The organism is Paenibacillus sp. PastF-3 (genome assembly GCF_029893135.1).
Taxonomy (GTDB): domain Bacteria; phylum Bacillota; class Bacilli; order Paenibacillales; family Paenibacillaceae; genus Paenibacillus_AQ; species Paenibacillus_AQ nitricinens.
Map to the genome: position 1 here is coordinate 56,213 of NZ_JARXWM010000006.1, position 18,536 is coordinate 74,748.

The 18,536-nt window shown below is 46.1% G+C and carries 14 protein-coding genes; 3 read left to right on the forward strand and 11 right to left on the reverse strand.

The features are described 5' to 3' along the window. Window positions 1-365: 365 nt before the first annotated feature. The 6 genes from M2444_RS13740 to M2444_RS13765 form a co-directional block, all read right to left on the reverse strand. The gene (locus M2444_RS13740; RefSeq protein WP_280787233.1) at window positions 366-3,380 is read right to left on the reverse strand and encodes an efflux RND transporter permease subunit; all 3,015 of its coding nucleotides are present in this window, start codon (window positions 3,378-3,380) and stop codon (window positions 366-368) included. A gap of 246 nt (window positions 3,381-3,626) precedes the next feature. Then, window positions 3,627-4,781 (reverse strand): cation:proton antiporter, encoded by a 1,155-nt coding sequence (locus M2444_RS13745; RefSeq protein WP_280787234.1) that lies wholly within the window; start codon window positions 4,779-4,781, stop codon window positions 3,627-3,629. Between the two features lie 222 nt (window positions 4,782-5,003). Continuing rightward, the gene (locus M2444_RS13750) at window positions 5,004-5,327 is read right to left on the reverse strand and encodes an L-rhamnose mutarotase (RefSeq protein ID WP_094876529.1); all 324 of its coding nucleotides are present in this window, start codon (window positions 5,325-5,327) and stop codon (window positions 5,004-5,006) included. 124 nt (window positions 5,328-5,451) lie between these two features. Beyond that, the gene (locus M2444_RS13755; RefSeq protein ID WP_280787235.1) at window positions 5,452-6,612 is read right to left on the reverse strand and encodes an ABC transporter permease; all 1,161 of its coding nucleotides are present in this window, start codon (window positions 6,610-6,612) and stop codon (window positions 5,452-5,454) included. Beyond that, window positions 6,605-7,777 carry an ABC transporter permease gene (locus tag M2444_RS13760; protein ID WP_280787236.1) on the reverse strand — a complete coding sequence of 391 codons (1,173 nt, stop codon included), beginning with the start codon at window positions 7,775-7,777 and terminating at the stop codon, window positions 6,605-6,607. The genes M2444_RS13755 and M2444_RS13760 overlap by 8 nt, the downstream gene beginning before the upstream one ends. A gap of 16 nt (window positions 7,778-7,793) precedes the next feature. Then, window positions 7,794-8,729: an ABC transporter ATP-binding protein gene (locus M2444_RS13765; RefSeq protein ID WP_094876531.1), complete on the reverse strand. Its 936-nt coding sequence runs from the start codon at window positions 8,727-8,729 to the stop codon at window positions 7,794-7,796. A gap of 241 nt (window positions 8,730-8,970) precedes the next feature. On the opposite strand from M2444_RS13765, the gene M2444_RS13770 reads away from it, so the two are divergent. After that, on the forward strand, window positions 8,971-10,128 hold the full coding sequence (locus M2444_RS13770) for a sensor histidine kinase (RefSeq protein WP_280787237.1): 1,158 nt from the start codon (window positions 8,971-8,973) through the stop codon (window positions 10,126-10,128). A gap of 57 nt (window positions 10,129-10,185) precedes the next feature. Continuing rightward, window positions 10,186-10,839 (forward strand): response regulator, encoded by a 654-nt coding sequence (locus M2444_RS13775; RefSeq protein ID WP_094870877.1) that lies wholly within the window; start codon window positions 10,186-10,188, stop codon window positions 10,837-10,839. 56 nt (window positions 10,840-10,895) lie between these two features. Here the strand turns inward: M2444_RS13775 and M2444_RS13780 are convergent, their stop codons facing one another. From M2444_RS13780 to ftsE, 5 genes are all read right to left on the reverse strand, one after another. Beyond that, entirely contained in the window at window positions 10,896-12,215 is a 1,320-nt protein-coding gene (locus M2444_RS13780) for a PDZ domain-containing protein (RefSeq protein WP_280787238.1), read from the reverse strand. A gap of 83 nt (window positions 12,216-12,298) precedes the next feature. Continuing rightward, on the reverse strand, window positions 12,299-13,765 hold the full coding sequence (locus M2444_RS13785) for a S41 family peptidase (protein ID WP_280787239.1): 1,467 nt from the start codon (window positions 13,763-13,765) through the stop codon (window positions 12,299-12,301). A 125-nt stretch (window positions 13,766-13,890) separates the two neighbouring features. Then, a complete protein-coding gene (locus M2444_RS13790) occupies window positions 13,891-15,198 on the reverse strand; it encodes a murein hydrolase activator EnvC family protein (protein WP_280787240.1) in 1,308 nt (435 codons plus the stop codon). Between the two features lie 30 nt (window positions 15,199-15,228). After that, a complete protein-coding gene (gene ftsX, locus M2444_RS13795; protein WP_280787241.1) occupies window positions 15,229-16,143 on the reverse strand; it encodes a permease-like cell division protein FtsX in 915 nt (304 codons plus the stop codon). Further along, window positions 16,133-16,819 (reverse strand): cell division ATP-binding protein FtsE, encoded by a 687-nt coding sequence (gene ftsE / locus M2444_RS13800; RefSeq protein ID WP_094870886.1) that lies wholly within the window; start codon window positions 16,817-16,819, stop codon window positions 16,133-16,135. The genes ftsX and ftsE overlap by 11 nt, the downstream gene beginning before the upstream one ends. Window positions 16,820-17,048: 229 nt before the next feature. Between ftsE and M2444_RS13805 the strand changes: the two genes are divergently transcribed. Beyond that, complete coding sequence (locus M2444_RS13805; protein WP_280787242.1) at window positions 17,049-18,476, forward strand: VanW family protein; 1,428 nt, start codon at window positions 17,049-17,051, stop codon at window positions 18,474-18,476. The last annotated feature ends 60 nt before the right edge of the window (window positions 18,477-18,536 follow it).

An 18,536-nucleotide genomic window follows, 5' to 3' on the forward strand; every position in this document is an offset into this window, starting at 1 on the left:
AATTTGGAGGGTAGCGTTTTCCCCTTAGAAAGGAATGTATTCCTTGTGAAATTTGAATTTGTCCACAATGTATTCCACAGAAAATATTTATTGTCCCTTCCCTATTTGCTCCTCGCATTATTTATGTTATCCGCCTTGTCTTCGTCCCATAGAATATTCTCTATCATCCCTTTCATATTAATTATGCTAAATGCGTTGTATATCGTTGTAAAAATCATAATTTATAAAATCAAAACTTAGATCTCTCGCACTGTTCATATACGCAAGTAAATTCTCATTTTCTAAATAATAAGACCCTTCCCAGCATCATTTAAAATGACTGAGAAGGGCCTATTTCAGTTGTTTATCACTATAACTTTTTGAAATTAAGCACCATGCGTCGGAATTTCTACTTTCACCGCGCCCTTGCGCTCCTTAGCCGATTTACGGAAGTAGAACAGCTCGTAAATCGCTGGAACCACAACCAGCGTAAGCAGCGTTGCCGCGGTCAAGCCACCGATGACCACAATCGCCAAGCTTTGCGAGACGATGCTGCCCATCTCGGCATGGCCGATCAGCAGTGGAGTCATGGCGCAAATGGTAGCAATTGCCGTCATCAGAATCGGACGCATCCGTGTTCCGGCCGCTTCCAGAATCGCTTCGCGGATATTCATATGCACTTCATTCTGCTTAATGCGGTCAATGAGCACAATGGCATTGGTCACGACGATACCAATTAGCATCAGAGCCCCGAACAGGGCAGTGAAATCAGGTGTTACGCCGGATACGATCAGCCCAACAATCGCCCCAATCGCAGCCAATGGCAAGGAGAACATGATTGCCAGCGGAGCACGAAGGGTTTTGAAGGTGAGGACCATGATCAGATACACCAACCCGATGGAGATCAGCGCTGTCATACCAAGGTCAGCGAAATCCTCTGACTGATCCACCGAGGCTCCGCCTGCAAATAGAGTCACACCCTTTGGAAGGGTAAGACTATCGGTTTGTTTTTTAATATCCGCTCCGATTTCAGACACCTTCTTCGGATCCACTTCCGCTGTGATTCTCGCATATGGCTTCCCATCTTTATGGAACAACAGTGCTGGTTCATTCCGAACCTCATAGGTTGCTAGTTGTGACAATGGCTTTGGACCTTCAGCAGTCATGAGCGTCATTGCCTTTAAATCTTGCTCTGTCTTTGGCTCAGCTATAGGATCTAACACTACTCCTGCAGGCGTACCGTCCAGTTCGATTTGCCCTATAGGGATCGGATTCAGCATAGCCGACAATTGCATGGTAATTTCTTGTGCATTCGTCAGTACTGGATCTACCTTAAATGTAAAGACAGGTTTGGTATCCTCCATATTGCTACTGACCTTCTGAATACCCTCCACAGTCTTCAGCTTATCCGTAACTTCTGCTGCAACAGCAGTAATATCAGTAAGATTATCACCCACGATATCAATATACTCGCTAGTGGAGCTTGAACCCATCATACTCATTTGATTGGCCACCAGGGTTGCTCCTGCATAGGAATCCTTTACATCACGAACATAATCGATGAAGCCTTGCGCATCTGCACCTTTTTTCATAACAACGGTATAGTCCACTAAGGTCTCTGAGCTGACACTCCCCCATTGTGCTGCGTCCGCACTATTCCCAGACTGCATGATCACTGTTTCTGCTTCTGGACGTTTCATCAGATCTTGCTCTAGCTGCTTTCCTTTTTCCAAAATCTCTTTAACAGGAACATCCTTCGGATAGTTCAACTGAACAGAGACATAGCTGGCATCTGAAGCATCAAGCGCACCTTTTGGCATCGTCACATAGGCTACGATGGAGCCAATCAGAAGCAGAAGACCTAGGGATAAAGTGATCCATTTTCGGCGAAGATTCCAATCAAGGAATCGGGTAAACCATTTAGATGGCTCATGTTCTTTCATAGAAGTTCTTCTGAGCAGCCATGAGCTTAACAATGGAACCACCGTCAAGGCTACAACGAGTGAAGTAAGCAATGAATACGTTACAGTTAAGGCAAACGGAAGCAGGAAAGCCTGCAAACTACCACGCAGAAGACCCATCGGCAGAAATACCGCTACCGTTGCAATCGTAGATGAAGTAATCGCTCTAGCCACTTCCCCAGTTGCACTTATGATCATTTCACGGGAGAAGGGTTCTTTTTGCAGCCTACGGTAAATGTTCTCAATGACTACGATACTATCATCCACCAAGCGACCGACCGCAACAGCCACACCACCGAGCGTAATAATATTCAGACTTATACCGGATATATCCAATAGATATAAAGTAACTGCTAAGGAAAGCGGGATAGAAACCGCCGTAATCAGAGTTGCCCGCAGGTTGCGCAGGAACAACAGAATCACGATCGTAGCGAACAACGCGCCAAGCAATACTTCACGCATCATACTGTTCACCGAGGTAACCACCATATCTGATGTGCTGAATACCACCGCTGCTTCTGCATTTGGAATGGTTTTATTAATATGAGCTACAGTATCTTGGATATGATCTCCGACACTTACTGCATTTGCGTTAGCTTCTTTGGTTACTATGGCGAAAAGAACATCTTTCCCATTCGAGCGGCTAACGCTTTCTTGATCCTGCTTCAATTCAACGGCAGCAATATCCTGCAGCTTAACGCCCGCGGAAACAGGAAGTTTTTTTAACGTATCGATACTATCTATCGCAGAAACCACGTTAACATTCCCTGTCTGACCCCCAATCGTCTGCTCGCCAAGGGATGCTGATACATTACGTCCTTGAAGTAACCCTAACACTTGAGGCGTCGTAATACCTTTTTCAGCCATTAATTTCGGATCTAGCTTCACTCGCACTTGCGGAGTTACTTTGCCATATAAGGCAACGTTGGCTACACCCTCTGCTTGTTGCATTTCTGGAATGATCGTTTCTTCCGCAAGCTTAAGGTTTTCTTTAGTCAGCCCTTCATCAAACGAAAGCGTAACCTGCGACACGGGAATCATGGAAGTATTCAATTGAAGTACAAAAGGAGCCATCACCCCTTCAGGGAACTGCAACGAATCTACAACCTTTTGTACCTCCCCAGCAGCATCCTTCATGTTCGTTTTCGAATCATAAAAAATGTTCACCTGTGCGTATCCGTCTCCGGAAGTAGACAATATTTCTTTCTTTCCCTTTACAAAAGCAGCCCCAGCCTCAATCGGCTTCGTAACCTTTGTCTCCATTGCATGGGCATCCTGACCCGGACCAAGCACCGTAACAGTCACTTGAGGATTATCAGCCTCTGGCATAAATTCCATCGGTAGTGAAGTATAGCTCAGCCCTCCCACTACAAGAGCCATGACCACTAAAAGTCCCACTGCTGCCTTGTTACCGAACGACCATTTGGTTAACCACTTCATTCTCGTTTCCCCTTCCACCCCGTATATTTCTGGTACTCCTTTTATGACTGCCCCATTATGTATTATTTTCCATCCCGAGATTTAGTTTAGACATTTTTAGCCGAAGTCAAAACAGCCCTACGGCTGGTTTTATACTCCGTCTTGAGGCGGGGAACTTTCTCCTTCTGAAGTACAGGAAACTAGAGCACAAAAAAAAGCGCCTCATAAGCCATGTAAATGACTTATGAGGCGCCTTTTTGTTTTGCTTTATTTCTCTCCAGCGCGCACTGGATCGCGGAACATATATTTTAAGAGTGGTGGTGTTACAAGTGTAGTTACAATGACAACAATAATTACCGAAGTAAAATACTGCTGCTGCAACAATCCGCTACTCAGACCTGTTGCCGCGATAATCAATGCAACCTCACCCCGTGAAATCATCCCTGAACCAATGATCGCCGACGAACGATTGTCAAAACCGGTAAGACGCGCACCCAGACCGCCACCAATCAGCTTGGTCAGAATGGCAATAACGGACAGCAAGAGGACAAACCCGATTTGACTGCCAACCCCTTCAAAGGAAACATTAAGTCCGATACTTACAAAAAAGACCGGAACAAAAATCGAATAGGCTACAGGCTCCAGCTTAGTTTCCACTTTGTGCTTAAAGGGGGTTTGAGAAATAGCAATCCCAGCCGCAAAAGCACCGATGATACCAGCCATCCCCATAATTTCAGCAAAATATGCGAACGCAAAGCAAATCATTAGCGCCGTTGCGATAACAGCCTCTGTCACCTTTAGCGGAGCCATCCATTTCATCACCCGCGGCACAACAAACCAACCCACAACAAGCGCTACAGCGAAGAACAGCACTTTTTTCGTAATTAAAAGACCAATGGATACTGATTCTCCTGTGCCGAAAAAGCTCATTAATACAGCGAGCAAAATAACAACCAGAATATCATCCACTACAGCCGCTCCCAGAATGGTAGAACCTTCCCGTGTATTTAGCTTATTCATATCCTTCAGCACCTGTACTGAAATGCTGACCGATGTTGCACTAAGAATGACGCCCATAAACATAGCATTATGATAAGCAAATCCAAACATTTCTCCGATGGCGAATCCACCTAGAAAAGGTAAAATAATACCTCCGACGGCTACTGCGAAAGCTGACTTCCAGTTCTTGCGCAGTTGCTCCAAATCCGTCTCAAGCCCTGCTATAAACATTAACAATAGAACACCGATCTCCGAAAAATAATGAATAAACTCTCCATTTTGAATCCAACCCAGTACCGCAGGACCCAGTATAATACCGACAATTAGCTTACCCAGTACCGACGGTTGTCCCAGTCGTACAGATAAATCACCAGCTAGCTTGGTGAATAGTATAATCAGCATAAGATATAGAACAAACTCCATGTTTCATCCACTCCCTTGTTGTATATAAGAACTGCCAACCAGGGACTTCTCCAAGCCAAAAAAAGACAAAGAGGAGCCCTTGTTGACAGGCTCCTCCAAAAAACAAAAAATTATTCAATTTAACATTATTAAATATATTATAACCGTAATATAAAAGACTGTAAACAAGATATGCCGATAATATACAATATGCAAATTTTGGGGAATGCAGAATCGTCTTCGTTATTTTAAGTAGAACACTTCGCGTAAAGGCAACATTGGCACCTCGTCATTGAAATCAAATGAGCCCTCAACCATCTTCGAGGTAATGGCATTCCATCGGTTGCAGGCGTCGCTTTTGGCAATATAATCGAAAGCTGCTTCCGTATCCTCACATTCAAAGCAATAAAAAAACTGATTCCCATTCTGAAAGATAGAATAGTTAGAAATACCAGCCTTACTGTGCTCTTCCAGAACTTCTGCCCAAGGATTTAAATGCATTGCTACATACGCTTCCAGACATTCTTCCTTCACCCGCCATGTCCAAGCCAATTTATTGCTGCTCATCTGTTCATCCTCCTAGAAATGTCCTCTACTGCACATTATAAGAATCAATTACATTGGATACCTATTATTGTACCTGAAGGTAACAGGCCAAGCTACGAATATCTCCCCTTCTGTTGCAAAATCGCTATGCATTAATTCCAGCTTCACTTGGGCGGAGAATGGCTGAACCTATCGCCAGCAGTACAGCCGCCATAAGGCCTAAGATGGCAAAAGGTAACCATAACTCATTCCAGCCCCCGCCGGTTGCAGCGATGTCGATCGCTTGAATGGCCCATTTTTGCGGAACAAAGTTAGCTGCCTTCTGCATATAGTCCGGCATAATGGATAAGGGCCAAAAGCAGCCGCCAAGCATACAAGTCGGTGTGATAATTAGGGAATTCAGCATACCCGCATTATTAGGATTTCGAATTAATCCTGCCACCGTACTCGCGATCCCCATGGACACCAGCATAAATGCCGCAAGAACGAGGAAATATAGATAGATTGGAACTTCATAATCATAATGCAGCACCCAGCGACCTAAAGCGAGCACTACGAGGATCTGAATCAATCCGACCATGAAGCTGCCCAGAAAATTACCAATCGCAATTTCATAAGAACGAACCGGAGCACTGAACATCCGCATCATGGTCCGGCCTTTTCGATCATCCATAATTAGAGATACAGAACTCGTGACGAGGCTCATGAGGAACATTAACGTTAAGCCTGTTACGACTCCCAGTCCCTCCCGAGGATATAAATTATAATCGGTTCGGATGCTGCCAATACTGTGCTGTTCCGCCCTTTGCATAACAGTAGTAAACTGTGCGTCATCGTCGCTAGATCCTTCATTAGCTGCTCCAATGATTGTGGCGGTACTCCGCATTTCATCCGCAATTGCGCTCGCTTTTAATTTAATCATAACGGAAGTTTCATTCGTCTTCAGCTCATACACACTAATTTGTGGCTCTTCTCCGGCAAGGAGTGCCGAGGTGAAGCCTGCTGGGATTAGAATCCCCGCTTCTCCATTCTGAGCAACTACGCCTTCCCTTAAAGCATTCTCGTCAGCTTTTTCTACAAATTTATATTCTCCGGAATTGTTTAAATCAGTGAGCAAGTGCTTACCTGCAGTCCCGTTATCCATATTGGAATACAGCACAACAGCTGGGTTCTCCCCTATCGTTCCAGTAACGGAAACAATACCGGCGAGCACAATACAAGGAAGCAAAATATATATGAGCACACCCTTCCTAGTACCAATGGTTCGTTTCACCATGTTCCAGCCAATTGTTAAGATTTTATCCATGATAACCCACCTTCCGGTACGAAATGGCCGCTGCACTGAACAACACAAGACAAATCAGCGATAACACTCCCAAATTCGGCATGATTTGCGATACATCGGCATGCAGCATCATTTTCAAGATTGCTTGCATGGCCCAATGATTAATCGTGAAAGCCCCTATAGAATTCACCCATGATTCTGGAAGAGGTGCCATGCCTCCACTAATAAAGGTCATACTTACTGTGAGCAGAGTTACGATACTCCTTGCGCTTGCTCCAGTCTTGCTGAACATAGAAATAACGATAGATAATGTCATGGAGGCCACGATCATCAGCAGGCAGAATAGGAACAATAAGCCCGGCTGATTCCCCCAATTTACCCCGAAAAGCACATTCGTTAGAATAATAATGGCTGCGCACTGCACTATACTTACAACACCTACGCCAAGCATTTTACCTATGAATAATTCAGATCCTTTAACGGGCATTGCGTTTATCCGGAAGAGGGTATGATTCTCTTTTTCATTAAAAAGAGAAGTACAAACCGTCAAGCCGCTATATAGCAGAAACATCAGCATCATGGACACCGCATAGAACTGTGAAGAAGTATACGAAACCCCTCCCTCACTCAGTTCTCCAAGCTTTACAGAAGGCAGATTACTCGTAGAACTAGATGCCATAACGTTCATAGCTGCCGGACCCAGTGTCATCGCCACAGACTGCTTATAATTAAGACTCCTCAGAAAATTATCGAATACCGTCCCAGCCACCAGGTTATCTGTACTTTTTTTGCCCAGTATAAATTCCAGCTGTGCTTCTCCACCGCTCTGTACCTTACTATCAAAGCCTGGCGGGACAATCACCGCATAACCATATTTTCCTGTTCGCAGACCGCTTTCTGCTGCATCCCGACTATTTACGGTAATCGGAGTAATGATTTCCTTAAGCTCAGATGATTTTAACAAACTGTCCATCATCGACGAGCTCTCGTAACCCTCCCCAGAAGGATTAACAACAGCCACTCGAACAACATCAATCGTAGAGGGACCGTTGTCACCAACGACACGGGAGAGGGAAGCACCTAAGAGAAAGATCAATAACAGGGGCAGCAAAAACATATTTAATATCATAGAACGTGAGCTAAATAGTCTTCGCAGCTCATAGATCATAATCGTCCAAGTATTCATCAGAATAATCCCCCCTTTAATCTCTTAAGGTCCTTCCGGTCAAGTTTAGAAACAACGTCTCCAGATCAGGTTCTTCAATATTTAGCGAGCCGATAATCCCTTTATGCTTAGCAAAAATAAAAAGGATGTCCTGTAGCTCCCCTTGTGAAGAAGGAAGATACAGCTCGACTACTTCTTCCTTTGCTTCTACGCGTCTAATTCTAGGGTGAAGCGTCAGCTCTTGGACAAGCTCTGGTGTGACATTAGTGGCTTTAATGACGATTTTTTCTTCCTTGGCAACGCGTTCCCGCAGTTCTTTTTCCGTGCCGCAAGCAATGATATGCCCTTTATCCATAATGGCTACCCGATCACAAATGGCCGCAACCTCCTCCATATAGTGACTGGTATAAATAACTGTTGAACCGAGTCGATTGAGCTCTTTAACTGATTCAAGGATATGATTACGAGATTGCGGATCAATCCCCACGGTAGGTTCATCCATAATAATCAGCTTAGGACGATGCATAATCGCGCAGGCAATGTTCAGACGTCTCTTCATCCCTCCGGAGAAGGTTGAGGGTTTCTCTTTAGCTCGGTCGCTAAGCCCTGTGAACACAAGAGCTTCTTCTACCCGTTCCTTCAAGAGCTTGCCACGCAAACCATACAATCTTCCGAAAAAGGTAACGTTATCCGCCGCTGACATCGTGTCGTATAAGGCTAACTCCTGTGGAACCAAACCAATTCTTTTCTTCACCTCAAGCGATTTCGAGGACACAGGCAGACCGTCGATCACAATGTCTCCTCCGTCAATCTTAAGTAGACCACAGATCATACTGATCGTTGTACTTTTACCCGCTCCGTTCGGGCCCAGCAAGCCAAAAATTTCTCCTTCTTCTATCGTCATATTTACATGATCTACTGTTAGCTTACCTTCATATCGTTTCACCACATCGGTTAATACGGCGATTGCCATCCGTTCATCTCTCCTGTCATTTACGCTTTTATAGTTCCAATTCTAGCTTAAAGCGAATGTTCAAGGAGGTACGAAAGGTCATCTTTTGAAGGTGACTTAAGTCATCTCCTGAACTATATTAGTTGAACTTAAGATTTTTCTATTAAGGTAAGTCCGTGACTGCGGTGAATGTTTTTTAGTTCAACTTATATAGTGAGAAAATATGCTAAGATTAGAAAAAAACATAAAGGATGACACAGGCGTGACTAGAGAGCTAGCCCTATTGCGTTACTTACTCATCATAGTTCCTTCATGTATTAGCATTTACATCTACCCATATGCCGACTATGGGATTTTCACGTTACATATTCTGATGCTTCTATTCCTTGTAGTCATGGTGCCAAAGCTGCCCCTGTCCTATCATGCCTTGATAAGCATTGTGGAAATACTGTTCACCGCCTGGTTATGTTACCAGTACGGCAGCATAATGATTTTCCCCGCGATTTCAGCATTGCTTTATTATTCTAGACTTCAGCCTCAAGCAGTGCCTCTCGTGTTTACGGTTGTGCATCTGATTACCTTAAACATCGCGCTCCGGGATTCCCCACAGCTTATAATCACTATCATCAACATTATGTTTCTGCTCATTGCTTATCTCAACGAATTGCTACAGAGGGCGGGGCGGGGCCGTGAGAACACCCTCCATCTATACGACGAGCTGCGAAAAAAGCATTTCGAGCTGGATGAAGCCCGCAACCGACTGCTGGAGTTTAACGCCCAAGTAGAAGATGCAGCCGAGTCCAAAGAACGGGTTCGTATCTCCCGCCAACTCCATGACGATATCGGCCACCGTCTCATTCGTATTAAAATGATGATGGAAGCTGCGTTACTTACCTTACCCACCTCCCCAGAGAGCGGGATGCAAATGATGGAGCTCATTCGAGATCAGTTGTCAGCCAGCATGGACGATATGCGCTCCGCAGTGAAGCGTATCAACTATACGCCACAATTAGAGGGCGCTTACGCGTTAGACCGACTGCTCGAAGAGACAGGGCGCGATACAGGAATTGAGACCTCATACCAAGTGCTTGGGATACCTTATCCGCTATATCCTAGTATTCAAGTGATCTTGTATAAGAACGCCCGGGAAGCCATAACCAATGCCCTACGTCATGGAAAAGCAACAGCCATTTGGATTGAAATCTACTTCAGCGATACTGGAGTTACTATGGAGGTCAGCAACAACGGGACAGTTCCCGAAGGCAGTAAGCTAAGCAAACTGCCGGAAAGTGGAGGGGTGGGAATGAAAGGAATGTTAGAACGAACGCAGCTGATTGGCGGAACCTTGGAACTACTGCAGGAGCCACATTTCACCATTGTTACGCGGTTGCCCATTTATAAGCAGGGAGAGATTGTATAGGGAACGTAGGACTCGAGGCAAAGATGAAATCTAAATTATGAAAAAGGAGCCACGCTAATGATTAAGGTGATGATTGTAGATGACGATCCTTTTATTCGTCAAAGTCTGCAAGTGCTGCTAGGGATGGACCCCGATATTGAAGTGATCGGAGCGGCAAGTGAGGGGAATGAAGCCTTGCGTTTGCTTCAAGCGGGGGACATAGCCGATGTGATTCTAATGGATATTCGGATGCCCGGCTGTGGTGGGGTTGAAGGGACAGAGAAGATTAAGCAGGCTTTCCCTCAAGTTTCGATACTGATGCTAACCACCTTCGATGACGATGAGTATATCATTGAAGCGCTTCGCAACGGAGCCAGTGGATATTTGCTCAAAAACATACCGCCAGACCGTATCATACAAGGCGTCAAAACAGTCCATGAAGGTAATATGCTGATTCACCCTGATATTGCGCGCAAGCTTGCCACCTTTCTACAGCCCGCTGCTCGCCCTGAATCTCCACAGGTACAGCCATTGGAATCTTTTGGACTAACCAAAATGGAACTGGCCGTTGTCGCCTCTATCGCTGAGGGGCATAGCAACAAAGAAATCGCCGGACAGCTGTTTCTTAGCGAGGGTACGGTCAAAAATTACATAACAGATATTCTGAGTAAATTAGAGCTGCGGGATCGGACGCAAATCGCTATTTTCTATTTGAAGGGTGGGCGGGGATAGAAGTTCTACAAAAAAAGCCCGGACTCCATATTTCCAGAGTCCGGGCTTAACTTTATCTATCCTTCTGCCGATTCCTTCTTGGCTTTATCGACTTTATCGGCTTTGTTCTGTTTGATTCGCCCAATCGGCAGATTCCGGCTGCGAGTACCTGTCTTCATTGCGATGATGCTGAAGATGCTAGAAGGCTTCGCCTCCGCTGTAACCGCTCCATCTGTCTCCGGTACCAGAATGATGCCGAGCTGATGATGGTCCCCGTCGTAGATCGGGCTCTGAAGGTATTTGCTCTCCCCTTCACGGTTCTGCACCTCCAGCTTGCAGAACGCTGGATTCATGCGCAGCGCCTCATGTAGCTGCGCGGCATCGGTCAACAGAACCCCGTTGACCTTCAGTAAAATCTCGCCGGGCAAGATGCCCAGCTCCTGCCCGGGACTGCTCGGCAGCACGGCCAGCACTTTGCGGCCGTGCGGTGGATGCACGAAGATGGGGCTGATGCTGCGCTCTTCCAGAGCGCTGTACCAGCTTAACCCTTCGTGCAGCACCATCGCTGCGAGCGCCGCGAGCAGGGTCAGCGGGCTCCACCAAGCGGCAAGCAGGCTTAAGCCCAGCAGGACGATGCTGTACATCAGCAGCCGTCCTGAAGTGCGGGCCGCCTTGCGCCCGGGCAGCATGCCCTGCGTCATCTCGCTGAAGCCGATGATGACGGGCAAAGAGACCATGCCAAGCCCGCCGCCCAGCAGCGGCTGCCATGGCAGATCCGTTCCTGCCCCCGAAGGGATCAGCAGGAACAGCGGCAGCGGCCAGAAAGCCTGCAGCTGATAGCCGCCGACAACCATGCCGCGCTTGCCCTTCAAGAAGAGGGGCGTCGCAAGCTTCGCTCCTTGCCAGCGGGCCAGCAGCGCCTCCGCCATGTGCAGTAGCGCAGCTAGCACTAGCAATGCGGGAATATCCATCTCCCGTATGGCTGTTGTAATATTCCCGACCATTCCGCTATGTAAGGCATCCGGAAAGAAAGACAGTACAAATTGAATCACACCTAGCAAACCTATAGAATAAGCGAAGCACAAATACCGTACACGCAATAGCGATAACAGGATACTGACTACCCAAATGCAGGCCACAGCTGTACCTGATAAGGATACTCCTAACAATGTGGCTGCAATAGAAACCACTAGTCCCATCACCAGCCCACTCCACACCGTTCGCCACGTTTCTTGACCCCAGCTATGCAGCTTCACATGAATTAGCTTACGTTCTAATGCCACCTGCCGACGGTAATACAACGCAATAAATATAATAGCAATATAGTAATATGGCTGGATCAATAAGTGTAAGAACGCAGTGCCCAAGCTTCCTAATAATTCCTGAATCACATTCAAACTGTTCGTCACACTCCTTTTCTTCCCTGAATATTAGCCCTTGCTCTTTTTAACAGAAAAAAAGAAGGCTGAATTCAGCCTTCTTACTTTTTCGACGCTGCCGCCTTAATTTCCTTCTGAATCTCAGCAATCCCTCTATTCCGTTGGTTGTCCTTGGCAGGGTCCTGAATCACTTTGATCAGTGCCACCTCCAGCGCCTCTGCGGTCTTGGCATCAATCATGCCTGTGACTTGAAGTTTCGCTTCACTCTGGAATTTCTTTACTGCATTCTTAGTGCCTGTATCGAAATAGCCATCTTTGCGACCAGGCTTGTAGCCTAAGCCATCCAGCATCGTTTGTGCACTCTTTACATCACCGTTGTTCATGTTATATTGCAGCGTCACGCTCTTGTTAATCGGAGCCACTGAGAAGTAATCCGGCTGCGATACCGCGATATCCGGTTTAATTCCCTTGCCGTGGATCCATGTGCCGTCCGGTGTAAGCCATTTAGCAATGGTAACCTTCAGCAAGCTGCCATCTCCAAGCTGTTTGTCAAAACTTGTCTGCACCGTGCCTTTACCAAATGAATTATCACCAATCAGCTTGGCTCCCGCTGACTGCTGCAAGGCACCCGCCAATATTTCCGAGGCGCTCGCGCTACCTTTATTCATTAGCACTACCACTGGATAAGCCTTGCTCGACCCCTTGGAGGTGCTAACTTCGCGTTTTTTATCTTTGTATTCTATTTGAACTATATTTTTACCAGCTGGAACGAACTCTTCAGCCATCTCAATAACAATCGGGAGGACACCGCCTGGATCATTACGGACATCAATGACCAACCCCTTCATGCCTTGCTTCTCCAGCTTCCCAAGCTCTTCCTTGAATCGTTCTGCGGTATTTAGGGAGAACTGAGTGACCTCGATTACCCCTACTCCGTCTTTTTCCATAGTTGAGTATACCGTCTCAAGCTTCACATCATCCCGAGTAAGAGCGAACTCCAGAGGCTCTACAGAGCCAGAACGTTGTATTTTCAAAGTGGCCTTACTGCCTTTAGGTCCGCGTATCTTCGCAACAGCAGCATTCAGATCCATGCCTTCTAACGATTCTCCGTTAACGGAAAGAATGATATCTTTGGCCTGAATTCCTGCTTTTTCAGCAGGTGAACCCTTGATTGGGGAGACCACGACTACCTTACCGTTATCCGAAGAGACTTCTGCACCAATACCTGAAAAGGAACCCTCAATGCTCTCTTCAAATTTCTCAGCAGTTTCTTTTCCCATATAGTTGGAATAGGGATCGCCTAGCGCTTCCATCATACCGTTGACAGCACCATCTATCAGCTTCTCCCGATCTACCGTCTCGTAGTAATTGCTCTCAATCAAACTGAGCGCAGTCCCAAGCTTCTGGGATTCCTTCTGCTGTAGACCTGCAACCTGCAACGCAGAGGCTAATCCTTGTCCTGCAGCTTGTCCAAAGACATGAGTATAACCCGTCACGCCCAAGGTTACTAAGCTACCGCATAGCAGGGCGGCGATAATCATAAACGCCGCGGTGCTTTTTTTTAACATGATGTTCCCACCGTCCCTTCTTGTCCATCTTGTAAACAACATCCTAAGTCCGTCCTGAAAGGTACGGTATCTCTTCCAGTATATGCCGTACAAGCAAATAATATGAGTGATAAGTTCGTTAAAAATTAGAGATAAGGCATAGGATTTACAATCTTACCGTCAATCCGTACTTCGAAGTGAAGGTGGGGACCCGTTGAATTACCTGTGGAACCAGATTCAGCAACCACATCACCGCGATTGACTTTATCCCCGGCACTAACTCTAAGACCGCCTTTACGTATATGTCCGTAGAGCGTCCAAACTCCGCCTCCATGATCAATAATTACACAATATCCGTAACCGCTCCACCATTCAGCCAAGATAACCGTTCCGGAATCCGCCGCATGAATATTGGTTCCTTGTGGAACCGCAAAATCGACGCCGGTGTGTACTTTCCCCTTCTCACCCGTGATTGGATGTGTCCGTGGTCCATAAGGGGATGAGATTCTTGCGGATCCTACAGGAAGTAGAAACGGCCCATCTCCACCTGAATATCCCGTATCACTAGAGCTGGAGCTAGAACTACTGCTTCCCTTACTAGCTGCAGCTGCAGCCTTCTTGGCAGCCGCCGCAGCTCTACGAGCCGCTTCCGCCTTAGCCGCTGCTGCTCTGCGAGCGGCTTCCTCTGCCTTAATCTTATCCTTTTGCGTTTCCAACGCAGAGCGTTCGCTTGCCAGTTTGACTAGCTTTTCATTCTGCTCTTCACTTAAATCATCACTTTCTTGAATTTGCTTATCATAGAATGCGATAAGCTCCTGTTTCTCAGCTTCTTTATCCTTCAGCAGACTTCTCTGTTGTTCCAAAGAAGTATACAGCTGCTTGGCTTGGGCATATTGCCCTTCAAGCTCTTGTTTCTTCTCTATCACCGTCTGCTTGTCCAACTTATGTTGAACTAACAGCTCCTGATCCTGATCCACAATCATCTTAAGTGAATCCGCGCGATCCAGAAAATCAGCGAAGCTTGTCGATGAGAGCAAAACATCCAAGTAAGAAACCGCTCCATCGGTATACATCAACCGAACACGGGACCCCAAGACTTCCTCTCTGGAGGCGACTCGCGCCTCTGCTTTATCCAATTCCGTTGCAGTAACATTCAAAGATTGTTCTGTATCGGAAATTTTAGTAGAGATTTCCGTCATTTTGCCCTTAACTTGATCCACTTGCTGTAAGACATACTGCAGATTAAGATTCGTTTTATTCTTATAATGCTGTGCTTCCTGCGTTTGGGACGCCGCTTTTTCCTGCTGCGCCTTAGCTTCCTGCACCTCTTTTTGCAGCTGCTTTAACTGCTTGTCGATTTCGGCAACACTTGTTTTTTTGGCATATCCGTCAGAGGGCTGGAATATAGTGACAGCTAGTAACATTACGGCTAGTCCGGCGGCAATCTTCTTCAACTCGCACTCCCCATCCTTCACTTTTTAGTATTAAACTTTCAAGAACCTACGAATAGAAACGGTACTTCCCCAGACGCCGATCAGCACGCCTAGTCCAACTAGTACACCAACGACCAGCATCCAAATACTATCGAACGGAATTAGCTGCAATTGGAGCATAGGATCTCCCTGTACAGTCGATTCCAAAGTGCTGTAACCCAAATACAAGACAATGGAGGTAATGAGCGATCCGATCAGACCGATCAGTGCTCCTTCTATAAAGAAAGGCCAGCGAATAAAATAGTTTGTCGCACCTACGAGCTTCATAATGCCAATCTCTTTACGACGAGCGAGAATCGTTACTCGAATGGTGTTAGAGATGAGGAACATAGACATGAGCCCCAGACCTGCTACAAAAATAAAACCAATGTTCCGTACAGCGCGTGTTATTTTGAACAAGGTTTCTATCGAGCCCTTGCCATATTTTACTTTGTAAATGGGCTGATCAGTATGTGTCTTGTTGAGTGCTTCAATCTTCTCAGCCACAAAGGATACCGTAGTAGGTTCGACCACTTCTACCTTAAGCGTATCTGGGAGAGGGTTATTGTCTTCATCGAACCCTTCCAGAAGCTCAGCCGCGTCCTCACCCATATCTGCACGGAGATCTTTAAGCCCTTGATCCTTAGAGATAAAAGTAATCTTGCTGACCTCCGGCATATTGCCAATTTCAGTCTGCAAAGTCTCACGCATCTTCTGATCTACATTTAGTGCCAAATGCACATTAATCTGTACCTGGCTGTCTGCCTCATCGGCTACAGCATTCACATTAAGAACAAGAAGAATAAATACACCTAAGACAAAAAGAGAGACGACGATGGAAGTGATGGAAGCAATCGACATCCAGCCATTACGGAATACGCTTTTGAAGCCTTCCCGCAAGTGTCGCAAGAAGGTCTTAAAACTCATAGCCATATTCCCCTCTCGCCTGGTCTCTCACAATGTTTCCGTTCTCAATCGCAAGCACCCGCTTGCGCATTTTGTTCACGATATCTCTATTATGGGTAGCCATTACAATGGTTGTTCCACGAAAATTAATTTCGTCCAGCAACTGCATAATGCCCCATGAAGTCTCAGGGTCTAAGTTTCCTGTAGGCTCGTCCGCAATAATAACAGATGGGTTGTTAACGATAGCCCGGGCAATTGCAATCCGCTGCTGCTCTCCACCTGAGAGCTGTGAAGGTTCACGATTTGCTTTATTTTTGAGTCCCACCAGATCGAGGACTTCATTCACACGTTTCTTGATGACCTTCTTCGGTGCTTCAATAACTTCCATGGCAAAAGCAACATTCTCATACGCTGTCATCCTTGGCAATAACCGGAAATCTTGAAACACAACGCCGATATTACGGCGCACATATGGGATTTTACGTTGTTTAAGCTTCCCTATGTTAAAGCCTCCCACAGAAATTTGGCCTTTAGTTGGCACTTCTTCTCTATAAATCAATTTCATAAAAGTAGATTTACCCGCGCCGGATGGACCGACAACATACACGAATTCATTGCGGTCAATTTTTACTGAAACTCCTTGCAGTGCGTGAGTTCCGTTAGGGTACGTCTTCCATACATCTTGCATTTCAATCATTTTCTCACTTCCCAATTATGACATTTTCCACTTGTGTGAATCGACAGAGTCCAGCTTAAGTTTCCATAAACTTCAATATTTCCGCAATGTATCTATTGTAACAAATCTGTAACCGATTGAGTACCCCGTAACTGCCCCACTATTCGAAAGTTTTGTAATGTCTGTACATATACATATAAAAAGCACCTACTGTGCTGCTCGCAGAAGCCATCCAGGAAGGAGATTATTCATGAAAAAAATCCATCTTACCCTCATAATAGTCATTGCACTCATTCTTATCGGCTCATTAATCTATGGGGGATTTCAACTATATGGCCATAAAAACACGCTTCCAAAAGGTACAACCCTTGCCGGATGGGAAGTGGGCGGGCTGAATATCTCAGAGGTACGTTCCGAACTGGAGAACAAGCTACAGGCCCTTGAATCTATCCCCCTTGTGTTGCAGGTCGAAGGGAATTCTGAGCTTACCCTCAAACTTAAACAAGCTGGAATGACCTATGAAGCCGCTGCTTTTGAGCAAGGTCTACAAGATCTTACAGAAGGGCGGCTATGGGATCGGGTAAAAACCCGGTACAACTTCCCCCAAAATTGGAGTCTTGAAGCCCATCTGGATATTGCTCAATTACAGTCCATCCTGAGTCCCGCTTGGGAGAGAGAATCCTTCGGAGATCCTGTGGATGCTACGCGGCGAATTACCGGAGATGATCGTGTAATATATACGTCTGAAAAGACTTCCCTTGAAGTGGACTGGACAGGAATGGTGACCTCACTATGGGCTGCTGCCCCCACACGGTTTAATCGTCTGATCACGCTGCAAGAAAAGGGGATTACACTGGAAGTTCCTTTAACCATATTACAGCCAGACATCACTCTAAACGCTTTAAAGGAACAAGGCATTGAGCGAAAAATCATGCAATTCAGTACTTCTCTCGGTGCAAGTGGCCCTGGGCGAATCTACAACGTTGAATCAGCGGCCAAAGCAGTGAACGGAACCGTGCTCCCACCTGGAGCCGTTTTTGACTATGGCAAGGCTATTGAAAAAGCAAAAATTGAATATGGCTTCCGAGAAGCGCCAGTCATTGTGAACGGTAAGCTTCAAGCCGGCATCGGCGGCGGAATCTGCCAAGTTTCCAGTACGCTGTACAATGCCGCTCTGCGCACCGGACTGGAGATTGTGGAGCGCCGCAATCACTCCTTGCCGGTCAACTATCTACCCAAAGGCCAGGATGCCACCTTCGCTGAAGGCTATATCAACTTCCGTTTTCGCAATACGACTGGCAAATATCTAGTCATTAAAGCGGCTGTGCAAGGCCGATCACTAACGATTAAGCTCTTCGGTACTTTTCCGAAAAATGTTACATATAAGGTCCATTCACAAATCGTAGAGGTGCTGCCTCCAGTAGACAAGTATGTAAACGACCCTTCCCTCCCTCGTGGCGGCTCACGCGTTATACAAAATGGAAAAACCGGATATGTTGTTGAGACTTACAGCACCCGGTTTGTTGACGGTAAATCCACTGAGGTAAAGAAATTATCGCGTGACGTGTATTACGCTCAAAAACGATTAATCGCTATCAATCGTGGAGGCGTAAGCAAATCTGTTATTCCAGAAACACCTAGAAAGCAGTTAGTAGAGGATGGCGTTCGAAGTGAATAAATTACCTACAAAAAAACGGTCAGACCTCGTGAGGTTCTGACCGTTTTTGCCTGTGCATCT